General features: G+C 66.6%; 13 protein-coding genes. 3 read left to right on the top strand and 10 right to left on the bottom strand.

All coding sequences use genetic code 11. The features are described from left to right. From SNOV_RS05190 to SNOV_RS05170, 5 genes are all read right to left on the bottom strand, one after another. Nucleotides 1-621, bottom strand: a complete 621-nt coding sequence (locus SNOV_RS05190) for a c-type cytochrome, methanol metabolism-related (protein ID WP_013165861.1) — start codon at nucleotides 619-621, stop codon at nucleotides 1-3. Between the two features lie 215 nt (nucleotides 622-836). Then, on the bottom strand, nucleotides 837-2,615 hold the full coding sequence (xoxF5, locus tag SNOV_RS05185) for a lanthanide-dependent methanol dehydrogenase XoxF5 (protein WP_244412875.1): 1,779 nt from the start codon (nucleotides 2,613-2,615) through the stop codon (nucleotides 837-839). Between the two features lie 402 nt (nucleotides 2,616-3,017). Next, entirely contained in the window at nucleotides 3,018-3,974 is a 957-nt protein-coding gene (locus tag SNOV_RS05180; RefSeq protein ID WP_013165859.1) for a quinoprotein relay system zinc metallohydrolase 2, read from the bottom strand. 46 nt (nucleotides 3,975-4,020) lie between these two features. Beyond that, complete coding sequence (locus SNOV_RS05175) at nucleotides 4,021-4,425, bottom strand: c-type cytochrome (protein ID WP_013165858.1); 405 nt, start codon at nucleotides 4,423-4,425, stop codon at nucleotides 4,021-4,023. A 258-nt stretch (nucleotides 4,426-4,683) separates the two neighbouring features. Further along, nucleotides 4,684-5,544 (bottom strand): hypothetical protein, encoded by an 861-nt coding sequence (locus SNOV_RS05170; RefSeq protein ID WP_013165857.1) that lies wholly within the window; start codon nucleotides 5,542-5,544, stop codon nucleotides 4,684-4,686. Between the two features lie 235 nt (nucleotides 5,545-5,779). On the opposite strand from SNOV_RS05170, the gene SNOV_RS05165 reads away from it, so the two are divergent. From SNOV_RS05165 to SNOV_RS05155, 3 genes are all read left to right on the top strand, one after another. Next, the gene (locus SNOV_RS05165; RefSeq protein WP_013165856.1) at nucleotides 5,780-6,505 is read left to right on the top strand and encodes a carbonic anhydrase; all 726 of its coding nucleotides are present in this window, start codon (nucleotides 5,780-5,782) and stop codon (nucleotides 6,503-6,505) included. A gap of 185 nt (nucleotides 6,506-6,690) precedes the next feature. Then, nucleotides 6,691-7,047: an ArsR/SmtB family transcription factor gene (locus SNOV_RS05160; RefSeq protein WP_013165855.1), complete on the top strand. Its 357-nt coding sequence runs from the start codon at nucleotides 6,691-6,693 to the stop codon at nucleotides 7,045-7,047. Continuing rightward, the gene (locus tag SNOV_RS05155; RefSeq protein WP_013165854.1) at nucleotides 7,044-7,538 is read left to right on the top strand and encodes an SRPBCC family protein; all 495 of its coding nucleotides are present in this window, start codon (nucleotides 7,044-7,046) and stop codon (nucleotides 7,536-7,538) included. The genes SNOV_RS05160 and SNOV_RS05155 overlap by 4 nt, the downstream gene beginning before the upstream one ends. Nucleotides 7,539-7,561: 23 nt before the next feature. On the opposite strand, the gene SNOV_RS05150 is transcribed toward SNOV_RS05155, so the two are convergent. From SNOV_RS05150 to SNOV_RS05130, 5 genes are all read right to left on the bottom strand, one after another. Beyond that, a complete protein-coding gene (locus tag SNOV_RS05150; RefSeq protein ID WP_013165853.1) occupies nucleotides 7,562-8,269 on the bottom strand; it encodes an HAD family acid phosphatase in 708 nt (235 codons plus the stop codon). 16 nt (nucleotides 8,270-8,285) lie between these two features. Further along, nucleotides 8,286-8,585 carry an antibiotic biosynthesis monooxygenase family protein gene (locus SNOV_RS05145; RefSeq protein WP_013165852.1) on the bottom strand — a complete coding sequence of 100 codons (300 nt, stop codon included), beginning with the start codon at nucleotides 8,583-8,585 and terminating at the stop codon, nucleotides 8,286-8,288. 21 nt (nucleotides 8,586-8,606) lie between these two features. Continuing rightward, complete coding sequence (tam, locus tag SNOV_RS05140; protein ID WP_013165851.1) at nucleotides 8,607-9,392, bottom strand: trans-aconitate 2-methyltransferase; 786 nt, start codon at nucleotides 9,390-9,392, stop codon at nucleotides 8,607-8,609. Between the two features lie 126 nt (nucleotides 9,393-9,518). Further along, a complete protein-coding gene (locus tag SNOV_RS05135) occupies nucleotides 9,519-10,601 on the bottom strand; it encodes an ABC transporter ATP-binding protein (protein ID WP_013165850.1) in 1,083 nt (360 codons plus the stop codon). Next, nucleotides 10,594-12,357: an ABC transporter permease gene (locus SNOV_RS05130; RefSeq protein ID WP_013165849.1), complete on the bottom strand. Its 1,764-nt coding sequence runs from the start codon at nucleotides 12,355-12,357 to the stop codon at nucleotides 10,594-10,596. Before SNOV_RS05130 ends, SNOV_RS05135 begins: the two co-directional genes overlap by 8 nt. Nucleotides 12,358-12,458: the final 101 nt, after the last annotated feature.

Raw genomic sequence — 12,458 nt, 5'->3', positions numbered from 1 at the left:
TCAGCTCGGCCTTCCGAAGCACTGGTTCTCATTGTCAGTGTACGCCTTCGTCTTGTCCTCGCGCTTGCTCGGGCGCGTGCGGTCCAGCGCGCCGTCGGCGCGGGCCTTCAGATAGACATAGATGTCGTCGAGGTAGCACATGACGTTCTTGTTCTCGCCGAAGGCCGGCATCACCTGGTCGGCCGTGCCGACGCCGACGGTCTTCTTGCCGTTGACCACGGTTTCCATGAACTGCGCATAGGTCATGGTCTTCAACGAGGTGGCGAGCGCCGGAGCGTAGGTCGAGCCCATACCGTCAGGGCCGTGGCAGACGTGGCACTCGGCGTGATAGCGGCGGTAGCCCGAATAGGTGTACCAGTCCATCGTGCCGTCGGCCTGGATGTTGTAGGTCGGGTCCCCGTCGGGCGTGGTGTACTTGCCGAGCTCGTCCTTCTCCTTGGCCTCGGCGGGCGCGGCAGGCGTCGCCCCAGCCGTTGCGGCAGGCGCCGTCGCATCCTGCGCACGCACCAGGGTCGGCGCGGCGAGCGTCAGCGCCAGAAGGGCCGGGAGAACGAAGGCCAGGCGGCCAGCGGACGCCGGCAGCGCGCCGGAAACAAGCCATCCGCGAATAGTTTTCTTCATGAGCAGGTCTCCTCAGAGGCGCCGCGACAGAGGCCGGGGGCGGCCGTGACAGGCGCTTCGGGGTCGTGCCCGCGCCTCATGGTTCGGAATTGTTCTAAGAGTTTCATAAGGTGCACCGTTCCGAGACGTTGGGGCCTGGCGCACCGGACAAATGCCGGCGGCCAGGCCCCCCGTTACTCCCGGAAAGGCAGGCCCGAGGGCCTGTCTCCAGTGACTCAGTTCGGCAGCGCGAACACCGTGAGCTGACCGCCGAGGTTGGTGTAGTTGGACAGCGCAGCATAGCCGCCCACCGCACCCAAGCCGGCATTCGGATCAGTCAGGCCGGCCGCAAGGCCGATGCCCGCCCAGCCACCGACACCCGACAGGATGGCGATGTACTGCTTGCCACCGTGCTCATAGGTGGTGACGTTGCCGATGATGCCCGACGGGGTCTTGAACTTGTAGAGTTCCTTGCCCGTCTTGGAGTCGACCGCCTTCAGGTAGCCTTCCAGCGTGCCATAGAACACCACGTCACCAGCGGTGGCGAGGGCGCCCGACCACACCGAGAAGGGCTCCTTGAGCGACCACACGATCTTGCCCTTGGTGTTGTCCCAGGCGATGAAGTTGCCCATGCCGCCATGGCTGTTCGGCGCGGGGAACATCGACAGGGTCGCACCGACATAGGGCTGGCCCGCAGTGTAGCTCACGCGGAACGGCTCATAGTCCATGCAGACGTGGTTGGTCGGCACGTAGAACAGGTTGGTCTTGGGCGAGAAGGCCGCCGGCTGCTGGTCCTTGGTACCAAGGGCCGCCGGGCAGATGCCCTTGGAGTTCACGTCCTCGCCGTTCTGCTCGGTCGAGTACTTGGCCACGACCAGCGGACGACCATAGGTCGGGCTGTTCTTGTCCATGTCGACCTTGGTGGCCCAGTTCACCGCCGGGTCGTACTTCTCGGCGACGAGAAGCTCGCCCGACACGCGGTCCAGCGTATAGCCGAAGCCGTTGCGGTCGAAATGGGTGAGCAGCTTGCGCGGCGCGCCGTTGAACTGCTGATCCGTGAGGATCATTTCGTTCACGCCGTCATAGTCCCACTCGTCGTGGGGGGTCATCTGGTAGACCCACTTGGCCATGCCCGTGTCGGCGTCGCGCGCCCAGACGGTCATCGACCACTTGTTGTCGCCGGGACGCTGCTTCGGGTTCCAGGTCGAGGGGTTGCCCGAGCCGTAATAGACCAGGTTGGTCTCGGGGTCGTAGGAGTACCAGCCCCAGGTGCAGCCGCCGCCGATCTTCCACTGGTCGCCTTCCCAGCTCTTCAGCGAGGAATCGGCGCCGATCGGCTTGCCGAGCGCGGTGGTCTTCTGCGGGTCGACGAGCATCTCGCTGTCGGGACCCATCGAATAGCCGCGCCAGACCTGCTTGCCGGTCTTGGTGTCATAGGCGGTGACGTGGCAGCGCACGCCGAACTCGCCGCCGGAGATGCCGACGATGACCTTGTCCTTCACCGGCAGGACGGTGGCGGTGTTGGTCTCACCCTTCTTCGGGTCGCCGTTGACCACCGACCACTTCTTCTGGCCGGTCTTGGCGTCGAGCGCGACGAGGGTGGTGTCGGCCTGATGCAGGAAGATCGTGCCGTCGGAATAGGCAAGGCCACGATTGACCGTGTCGCAGCACATCACCGGGATGACGTTCGGATCCTGCTTCGGCTCGTATTTCCAAAGAATACGACCATCATTGTTCAGGTCGAGCGCATAGACGATGTTCGGGAACGGCGTATGCACGTACATCACGTCGCCGATGATGAGCGGACCGCCCTCATGGCCACGCAGCACGCCGGTCGAGAAGGTCCAGGCTACCTGGAGCTTGCCGACGTTCCCGGCGTTGATCTGATCGAGCTTGGAATAGCGTGTATTGGCGTAGTCACCCGTCTGGATACCCCACTGCTTGGGGTCCTTGATGATATTGGTCAGCCCATCATTGGCCGACGCCGGCCAAGCATAGACCGCTGCAGCACTCATCACTGCTGCCGCAATTAACTTGCGCATTGCTTATTCTCCTCCTGAACGATCCTCCGGGATCGACCGTCACGGGCGATCCGCCGCGGCTTGTTTGCCGTTCTGGCCGTTTTGTCTTCGACAGCGTGTCACGACCGGCTGGGGGAGAAAGCAGCCGGATCTCACGGGGGCGCGCCGCCCCAAGCTGGCCTACGAACCGGGATCGAGGGTTACCCCCCGAAAGCCGTTGAAGCCGAAGACGAAAGCGAGGCTAATCCGAATCCCGGGGCCGCGCAATAAGAACTCTTATGAGAAAAATGTCTTATTATGATTTTGCTGCGACTGCGAATTGATATACAATATACCAGAGAATAATACTTCAAAGCGCTCGTAAAACGCGCACAACTCGTGCGAGTTGCGTCAACACTACTGCCATTCCAGCTCGTGATAGGCGGCAATCGCGTTGCGCGGATTGAACTCGTCGAACAACGCCCACTCGCCGCGTTGCGCGGTCGCAGCCAGCGCCGGGGCGTCGCCCATCGGCCGCCCCTCCTCTATGCTGCGCTGCACATCGGCGCGCAGGGTTTCGAGGTAGCCGCGCTCGGCCCCCGCCGCCTGCGGCCATTGGACGCTAGCCGGGCCGTGACCCGGCACGGCCCGCGCCGCCGGGCGGGCGGTGAGCGCGTCGAGGAGCTTCAGCCAGCCGAGCAGGCTGCCGTCCAGCGTCGGCACATGGCCGACGAAAAGGAGGTCGCCCATCACCCACGTCCCGGTGGCCGGATCGAGCACCGTAAGGTCGTTGTCGGTATGGGCGGTCGAATGCGCTTCCAGCTGCAGGATCCGGCCGCCGAGGTCGAGCTCCAGCCGCTGCTCGACCACGAGGTCGGGCAGTACGATACGCGTGCCCTCGGCCTCCGGCCCGAGCAGGCGTTGCGCCTGGGCAAGGTAGGTCTCGGCGCGCTGCGACAGCGCGCGCGGCAACTTGTGGTGGCCAACGAAGCGCACCCCGTCCCCCGCGAAGGCGGCATTGCCCAGCGTGTGGTCGGGATGCATGTGAGTGTTGATGATGTAGCGCAGCGGCCGGTCGGTCGCCGCCTTCGCTGCGGCGAGGAATCGCTCCCCGGCGAGCCGGCTATTGCCGGTGTCGATCACCGCCGCCGCCTCGCCGCCGACGATGAGCGTCATGTTGGCGATCGCCCCGTCATTGTCGGGCGCGATGATCTCGTAGGGCGCACGGTAGACGAAGACACCGTCCGCCACACGCTCCAGCGCCAATGGCGCCGCGACGGGAGCCGCCCGGGCGCGTCCCAGGCTCCCGGCCGCCGCAAGGGCGGCGCCGAGGCCGAGGATGCTGCGGCGATCCAGTCGGGGAGCGGCCGGCATGGCGGGCTCCGTTAGACGCCGCGCCTTAGCCGGCGCGGCGGCCGGACTACTTCTTGGTGCCGTCGGCGTTGAACGTGCCGAGATACGCCTCGAGATCGGCGCGGTCGGTCTCCTTGGGCAGGCCAGCGAACACCATCTTCACGCCGGGCATGTAGCCCTTCGGATTGGCCAGATACTGGCTGAGGATCTCCGCAGTCCACACATCGCCCTTGGCGTTGTGCTCCTTCAGCGTGTCGGAATAGTTGAAGCCCTCGATCGACCCCATCTTGCGGCCGATGATGCCGTTGAGCTCGGGACCGACCTTGTTCTTGGCGCCCTCGCCCACGGCGTGGCAGGCCATGCACTTCTTGAAGACGTTGGCGCCCTTGGCGGGATCGCCGGCCGGGCTCTGGGCCAGCGCGGCGGTGGAACCCAGCGCGAGCAGGGCGAAGGAGATGGCGAAGCGATTCATGGCGTCCTTCCAGGGCTTATATCGTTGACCGGCGCCGTCACCTGCGGCGCTTGTGGCGCGGCGCCGACAATAGCGCCACGGTTAGAATGATCCTAGACGACGAAAGGTCCAGTGCGCGAGGCCTGGCGCGGCAGCGGTCGATTCGTCGCGGGAAGAGCAGTGCCGGCGGCTCAAGCCGTTGAAGATGCCGGACATTTCCGATCTGCCGCACGACCACTCCCCATGTCACGCTTGCGGCGAAATACCCCACCCCCGTCCTCAGCAAGCCGCGACGGGCGCTTCGCGTGTCACGCTTGCGGCGACGTCGCCGGGCTCCCACAGCCCCTCGAAATGCGCCATCTGCCAGGCCGCCCACTGCTCGAACTCGGCAAGGAAGGCGTCGGCCACCCAGGCGACGCGACCGCCGGGACCAAGTGCGAACCAGCCTCTCGCCTCCGCCTCCGTCAGCAGGCTGGCGACATGGGCGAGCGAGACCTGGAATCGCTCGGCAAGCGCTCGTCGGCCCAATGGCTCGGCCGACGGCGTATCCCCGAGCCGGTCGTCATAGTGACTTGCCATCACCGCCGTCAGCAGCGGATAGCCGCTGTCCCTCAGGGTGAAATGCAGCACGCCGGGAAAAGCGTGCAGTAGCGTGCCGTTGGCGAGCACATAGGCGCCAGAACGGGCGATCATGTCGCCGAGCATGTCCGGATCCTCCAGCAACGCGGCACGGCCGGGGCGAGGTTCCTCGATCGTATCGGTCGCGGCGACGAAGAGGCGCATCGAGCGCCCGATCTCGAACATCACCCTCGGCATCGGCCTCAGCAGCGTGGCGCGCCGGTCCGCCGGATCGCGCTCCACCGCCACCAGATGCCCCGCCTTCAGCGCGGCGACGAAGCCGGCGGTCTGCCGCGCGCTCACCCCGGCGACGCCTTGCAGGGCGGAGAGGGTCGGCGGCGGTCCGCCACGGTTCCGCCACACGTAGTAATTGTGGATCATCATGAAGCAGACGAGATAGCGGCCGAGCTGGTCGAACAGCTTATAGTAGGGCCAGCGGATCGGTGCCGCCCGGGACATGCCGCGGCAATAGGCGGCGAGCGCCGGACGGAAGCGCGGATGGCACAGCAGCCGCTCGGCCATTGCACCAAATCCTTCCGGGAGCACCGCTGCGGGGCGTTGCGTCGGCTCATCCACTCCGTCGATCAGTCGCCGCCTGGGCAAGGTCGATACCTGCAAAGTTTGGACTGGCGCGAATTACCTACGCAGAAATACTGCCGTCGGGGAAGGCCGGGAACCGACTGTCGCGTGGCATGCGATCGCCGATACACGCACAGATGCACCGCGGCCGCCAAGAATGAGCGGGAGAGAACCTTTCATGTGTAACCAGCACCCCTTCATGCTGTCCCGGCGCCGGCTGTTCGGTGCCGGCATCGGCGCGGCCTCGGCAACGTTCCTCGGCGGCTTCGCCCTGCCGGCCTTCGCCCAGACCGCCGAGCCTGCGCCGCCGCAGAACGCGATCAGCCCCGATGCCGCGCTGGCACAGATCATGGAAGGCAACGCCCGCTACGTGGCGAACACCCCGTCCGTGAAGGATTTCTCCGCCGGCCGGGCGGCACGGACCAAGGGACAATATCCGATCGTCGGCCTGCTGAGCTGCGCCGATTCGCGTGTCTCCCCCGAGCTCGCCTTCGACCAGGAGCCGGGCGACCTGTTCGTGGTGCGCGTCGCCGGCAACTTCCTCGACGATGACGGCCTTGCCAGCCTCGAATATGGCGTGAAGTTCCTCGGCGTTCCGCTGCTGATGGTGCTGGGCCACACGAATTGCGGAGCGGTCGACGCCGCCATCAAGGTGGTGAGGGACAAGATCACCCTCCCCGGCCATCTCGACGAACTCGTCGCCAACATCACCCCGGCGGCAGAGGCGGCGCTCAAGACCAAGCCCGACAACCCGCTCGACGCCGCCATCGTCGAGAACGTCCGTCTCAACGTGAAGGAACTGCAGGACGCCACTCCGGTCATCTCGGAGTTCGCCACAAGCGGCAAGATCAAGGTCGTCGGCGGCCTCTACGATCTTGCCAGCGGCAAGGTCACGGTGATCTGACATTCCCGGACCGGCCGCCTGGGCCGGTCCGCCCCCTCCCCTGCGCGAGACTGCCGGCCGGCTCGCCGCTGCCGGCATTTCGCGCGGCTCATTACTTAGGAATTGACCTAAGTATATCCTTCCGGTAAGTAACCTCCCGCCGGACGGGAACATCCCTCCGGCGCCTGTCGCCGAGAGCCGCCGCCATGATGCCTGCCGCCACCGCCCCGCCCGCCGCGATCGTCGACGGCATCTTCCGTGCCCTCGCGGACCCGACGCGGCGCGACGTGGTGGAGCGGCTGACAGCCAAGCAGGCCTCGATGAGCGAGCTCGCCGCGCCCTACCGCATGGCCCTGCCCTCCTTCCTGGAACACATGAAGGTGCTGGAAGGATGCGGCCTGGTGCGCTCGCGCAAGGTCGGGCGGGTGCGGACCTATCAGCTCGAGACCGCGCAGCTGAAGCTCGCCGAGGACTGGCTCGGCCGCCAGCGCACGCTGTGGGAGCAGCGCCTCGACCGGCTCGACAGCTATCTTTTGTCCATGAAGGAGGAGACGCCGGAATGACTATGCCGCTCGCCAAGTTCGACCCGAAGCTCGATCTCAAGCTGGAACGCGAGATCGACGTCCCCGTGCATCTCGTCTGGAAGGCGTGGACCACGCCGGCGCATCTGAAGCAATGGTTCGTGCCCAAGCCCTGGACCATCGCCTCCTGCGAGCTGGACCTGCGGCCGGGTGGTATCTTCCGCACGGTGATGCGCTCGCCCGAGGGCGAGGAATACGACAATTCCGGCTGCTATCTCGACGTGGTGCCGAACGAGCGGCTGATCTTCACCGACACGCTGCTGCCCGGCTACCGCCCGGCGCCGAAGCCCTTCTTCACCGGCGCGCTGCTGCTCAGCCCGCTGGGCGCGACCGGCACGCGCTATGTCGCCTACGCCATCCATGGCGACGAGGCGACGCGCGAGAATCACGAGAAGATGGGCTTCCACGACGGCTGGGGCACGGTGGCGTCGCAGATGGTGGACTATATCAAGTCCGGTGCCGTCCCGGCCTGAGCGGCCGAGCCGAGGTCGCGACCTTACGGGATCCGATAGAACGGGTTGGGCAGCTGGAACAGCTTCTCGCCATGACCGCCGAACAGGTCGGAGGGCTGGTCGCCCATATTGGCGATGATGGCGTAGCCCTCCGCCTCGATCTGCGTCCGGATCGGCATCTTATAATCGGCGAGCGAGGCGAAGTTCGCCCCGTCCGCCGGCAAATAGAGCTTCTCGTAGCCGCCATAGCCGGCGGCGACGAGGTTCCTGTCGGTCGCCTCGCGCTGGCTCTCCGGCCGACCGGAGATGAAGAACACGGCGACGCCGAGCGCCCGCGCCTTGGCGAACACCTCGCGCACCGGCTCGATCGCCGGGTCGACGCCGAGCAGGTCCCACGCCGCCCAGCCGCAGGGACCATCCTGCCCGAGGCTGCACGGCCCGGGGATGATGCGGCCAAAATCGTCGCGCTTGATGATGTCCCAGTTGGACAGCGCCGTCTCATCGATGTCGAGCACCAGCGCCGGCCGCGTCACCTGCGGCGCGCGCTCAGCGATCCACGCCGATGCCTTTTCGGCAATGACGGCGATCTCGCGCTGATAGGCGCCTGAATCGTGATAGACGGCGGCCGCGAACTTGGCATCGCCGACATTGACCGGCTGCTGCGCCGGCGCGACCAGCGCGCCGGGAGCCGGCTGCGCCGCCGCCGGGGCGGCGAGCGCGAGAAACGCGGCAAAGGCGAGCCGGCCCCGCATCCCCGCCGCTCCGGGCTCAGACCGCGAGCGCGACGACGCGCTCATGCTTCATGTTCGGCGGCGCCTCGAAATAGGGGGAAACAAGGGAGCGCCACGTATGGAAGTCCTCCGATTCACGGAAGCTGACCATATGATCCTCCAGCGTCGCCCACTCCACCACGAGCTTGTAGACGTTCGGCGTCTCCACGACCCGGTGCAGGTTGATGCTGTGGCAGCCCTTGGCGCGCCGGAACAGCGGCACCGCCTGCGCGACGCCGGCCTCGAATGCTTCTTCGTCACCCGGCTTGATGCGCAGCTCGGCCACTTCGATGAACATCGTCCACTCTCCTCTTGGGGGTCAGGATATCCGCCGCGCCACGATGAACAGCCGCGGGAAGCGCAGCAGCAGCGTGCCGTCGTCATGGCGCTGATAGCGCGCGGCGATCAGCTCCTGATAGCGGATAAGGAACTCGGCGCGCTCCTCGGCGGAGAGCGGCTCCATATAGGGCCGCAGCCCGGTGCTCTTGAACCATTCGACGATGGCGCCGGCGCCTTCCATCTCGTGCACATAGGTGGTGCGCCAGATGTCGACGTCGCAGCCGGCCGCGCGCAGCCAGCGGTAATAGTCGTCGAAGGAACCGATGTCGGCCTTGGCCTCGTCCGCCTTGGTGAGCTTTTCCGCCCACGGACCGGCGCTCGCCACCTCGCGCATGGAGGTGTGCGAAGGCTCGTCGTAATTGTCCGGCACCTGCACCGCCAGCACGCCGCCCACCGGCAGCAGTCCCACGAGGCGGGTGAACAGCCGCTCATGGTCCGGCAGCCATTGCAGCACGGCATTGGCGAACATCAGGTCATAGGGCCGGCGCGGCTGCCAGGTGGCGATGTCGGCCTGCTCGAAATGAAGGCCCGGCAGGCGCTCGCGCGCCTTGGCCAGCATGTTGGGCGAGGAGTCCATGCCCTCGACCTCGGCACGCCGATAGCATCTGGCGATGAGCTCGGTGCTGTTGCCCGGCCCGCAACCTATGTCCATGCAGGCGCGGGGATCGTCGAGCGGCACCCGCGCCAGCAAGTCGACCGAGGGACGCGTGCGCTGGTCCTCGAATTTGAGATACTGCGCGGCGCTCCAGTCGACGGTCGAGGTCATGTCGCGATCCTGCGTGACGCGGACTGCCGAGCCGCCGGTCACCTTATGGAGGAAAGAGGCGGTCTTTTTCAATAGAGCGGCGCCGCCCTTTGGCGGCGCTGGAGAGGCTAGCCGACGGCGCCGGGCTCAGGTGGAGGCGGAGGAAGCCGGGAAGACCCAGACGCTCTCCGGTGGGATCTCGCACCACACCGCGCCGGGGGGAAGTGGCCTGGTGCCGTGCGCCTTGGCCGTGAAGGTGCCGCACCGCAGGCGGTATTCCCACTTGTCGCCGAGATAGAGGCTGTCATCGAGCTCCATCTCGATGCGGTGCAGGCCGGGCGCGTCGGAGACCTTGAGCTGCTCGACGCGGATCACCGCCTGCGCCGGCTCGGCGGCGGCGAGCCCACGGCCCTCCTTCACGATGCCCTCCAGCGACCAGCCCTCGCCGGCGATCACCGCGCGGTCGCCGGCGATCTCGGTGATCGCCCCGCGCGCCACGTTGTTGGCGCCTAGGAAGTCGGCGGAATAGAAGCTGTTCGGATTGGAGTAGATGTCGTGCGGCGGCCCCTCCTGCACGATGCGCCCGTCCTTAAGCAGCAGGATGTGGTCAGCCGCCGCCAGCGCCTCGGTCTGGTCGTGGGTGACGAGGATGGCGCAGATCTCGAGGTCGAGAATCAGCTTGCGAATCCAGTAGCGGGCCTCCTCGCGCAGCTTGGCGTCGAGGTTGGAGAGCGGCTCGTCGAGGAGGAGCACGCGGGGTTCATAAATCAAGGCCCGACAAATCGCGACGCGCTGCTGCTGGCCGCCGGAGAGCTGGTGCGGGTAGCGGTCGGCGAGATGGCCGAGGCCCATGCGGTCGAGGATGATCTGCACCCGCGCGGCGAGGTCCGCCGAGCTCACCCCGCGCAGCTTCAGGCCATAGCCGACATTCTCGCGCACGCTACGGTGCGGCCACAGCGCGTAGGACTGGAAGACGAGGCCGATATTGCGTTGCTCGGGGGCCAGCGCGATCTTCTTCTCGCTGTCGAGCGCGACCCTATCGCCGATCTTGATGTAGCCGATCTCCGGCTGCTCCAGTCCGGCGATGCAGCGCAGCAGCGTTGTCTTGCCGCTGCCCGAGGCGCCGAGCAGGGCGACGATGGCGCCGCGACTGGCGGTGAAGCTCGCCCCTTTCAGGATCTGCAGCCCACCGAGCCATTTCTGGACGTTGTTGACGACGAGTTCAGTCATGGACCCTGGCTCCCAGGCGCAGCGCGAGGGCAAGGCCGCCCGCGGTCAATGCGATGCTGATGAAGGCGAGCGCGGCGATCGTATCCATGGCGCCGGTCTGCAGGAGCGACACCATGAGCGAGCCGATCACCTCGGTTCCGGCGCCCATCAGATAGACGCCGGTAGCGTATTCACGCAGGAAGATGATCATGATCAGCGCCCAGGCGCCGACGACGCCCGGCCGGATGATCGGGATGACGACGTCGCGCCAGGTGCGCCCGATGGTGGCGCCGGTGGTGCGCGCCGCCTCCTCCAGTTCCGGCCCGACCTGGATCAGCGTGCCCTGCAGGAGGCGCAGGCCGTAGGACAGGCCGACCACCGCATAGGCGACGAACAGGCTGACCAGCGTCGGCCGCAGCGGGGTGAGCAGCGGCACGAACAGGAATACCCAGAAGAAGGCGAGGCCGACGATGAGGCCTGGCAGCGCCCGCGGCAGCAGCACGATGTAGTCGAGCACAGTGTTCGACATGCCGGTATTGCGGTGGCCGGCAAGCCCGATCAGCAGATAGATCACCACCGCCAGCGCGCCGCCCACCACAGCCAGCACCACCGTGTTGACGATGCCGCGGAAGAGCTGCGGCACCGAATAGAGGTTGGCGAAGTTCGCGAAGGTGAAGTGGTCGAAGAGATTGATGCCAAGTCCCCAGGCATTGACGAAGGCACGCAGCGTGATGCCGCCGATCGGCAGCACGACGGAGACGAACAGCCACAGGCCGATGATCGACAGGGCGATCAGCTGTCCGCCGCGGCCGAGCTTGAGCGGGGTCGAGCGCCCGCCCTTGCCGCCGAGCGCGGCGAAGCGGCGGGAATGGCGCAGCAGCCGGCGCTGGAAATAGACCAGCGGCAGGGTCAGCAGCACCAGCACCATCGCGACGACGGCCATGAGCTGATAGGTCGGCACGCCGAACAGCGTGGTCAGCTTGTAGATATAGGTGGTGAGCACCATGATCCCGTTGGGATCACCCAGCACCAGCGGGATGCCGAAGGTCTCGAAACCCAGCAGGATATTCAGCGCCGCGGCGAAGACCAGCGCCGGCAGCACCATGGGCAGCGTCACGTCGAGCGAGACGCGCCAGATGCCCGCGCCCGAGCAGCGCGCCGCCTCCTCGAGGTCCGAGGGCAGGTTGCGCATGGCCGACGAGACGTAGAGATAGACGTGCGGCACATGGCTGAGGCCGGCGATGACGATCATCCCGCCCAGCGAGTAGATGTTCCACGGCACGAAGCCGAAGGTCTCGCGGAAGAACATCGCCACGAAGCCGGACGGGCCGACCGAGACGGTGTAGCCGAAGGCCAGCACGATGGACGAGATGAACATCGGCATCAGCACGAGGATCTCGAGCCATTTGCGGGCCCGGATGTCCGTGCGGGTCAGCAGGAAAGCGAGCACGCCGCCGAGCGGCACCGCCACCGCCACCATGCCGGCAGCGAACAGCACCGTGGTGCCGAGCGCCTGATAGAAGGACGGGTCCGACAGCACGTAGGCATAGGCATCGAGGCTCAGCCTGCTGCGCGCGCTGAAGAACGGCCCGTTGAGGAAGCTCTGGTAGACGATGAGCCCGACCGGCCCGAGCACGCACACGGCGAGCGTCGCGATGACGCCGATGCGGAACGGCGCGGCATCGAGCCGGCGCCTTAGACGCGGGGCGGGGCGGAGGCCGTCGTCCGCAAGCGCGCCCGGCGCCGTCGCCGCGCTGTTGTCGACCTGCATGGCCATTCCCAATCAATCCTGAGGAACGGGCGCCGCGCGGGGATTCCGGCGCGGCGCCGGCCTGACCGGGCGAGACCGCCCGGTCGACGAGGATTCTCTCGCGGCAG

Source organism: Ancylobacter novellus DSM 506, from assembly GCF_000092925.1.
GTDB classification, from domain to species: domain Bacteria; phylum Pseudomonadota; class Alphaproteobacteria; order Rhizobiales; family Xanthobacteraceae; genus Ancylobacter; species Ancylobacter novellus.
Note: the sequence above shows the minus strand (reverse complement) of the source record. Positions and strands in the feature narration are given on the sequence as shown.

Coding starts and splice junctions, on each gene's coding strand:
- SNOV_RS05135 (WP_013165850.1), bottom strand. CDS start 10,601: ATGACTGAACTCGTCGTCAACAACGTCCAGAAATGGCTCGGTGGGCTG.
- xoxF5 (WP_244412875.1), bottom strand. CDS start 2,615: ATGAGTGCTGCAGCGGTCTATGCTTGGCCGGCGTCGGCCAATGATGGG.
- SNOV_RS05145 (WP_013165852.1), bottom strand. CDS start 8,585: ATGTTCATCGAAGTGGCCGAGCTGCGCATCAAGCCGGGTGACGAAGAA.
- SNOV_RS05190 (WP_013165861.1), bottom strand. CDS start 621: ATGAAGAAAACTATTCGCGGATGGCTTGTTTCCGGCGCGCTGCCGGCG.
- SNOV_RS05175 (WP_013165858.1), bottom strand. CDS start 4,425: ATGAATCGCTTCGCCATCTCCTTCGCCCTGCTCGCGCTGGGTTCCACC.
- SNOV_RS05180 (WP_013165859.1), bottom strand. CDS start 3,974: ATGCCGGCCGCTCCCCGACTGGATCGCCGCAGCATCCTCGGCCTCGGC.
- tam (WP_013165851.1), bottom strand. CDS start 9,392: ATGACCTCGACCGTCGACTGGAGCGCCGCGCAGTATCTCAAATTCGAG.
- SNOV_RS05160 (WP_013165855.1), top strand. CDS start 6,691: ATGATGCCTGCCGCCACCGCCCCGCCCGCCGCGATCGTCGACGGCATC.
- SNOV_RS05150 (WP_013165853.1), bottom strand. CDS start 8,269: ATGCGGGGCCGGCTCGCCTTTGCCGCGTTTCTCGCGCTCGCCGCCCCG.
- SNOV_RS05165 (WP_013165856.1), top strand. CDS start 5,780: ATGTGTAACCAGCACCCCTTCATGCTGTCCCGGCGCCGGCTGTTCGGT.
- SNOV_RS05155 (WP_013165854.1), top strand. CDS start 7,044: ATGACTATGCCGCTCGCCAAGTTCGACCCGAAGCTCGATCTCAAGCTG.
- SNOV_RS05130 (WP_013165849.1), bottom strand. CDS start 12,357: ATGGCCATGCAGGTCGACAACAGCGCGGCGACGGCGCCGGGCGCGCTT.
- SNOV_RS05170 (WP_013165857.1), bottom strand. CDS start 5,544: ATGGCCGAGCGGCTGCTGTGCCATCCGCGCTTCCGTCCGGCGCTCGCC.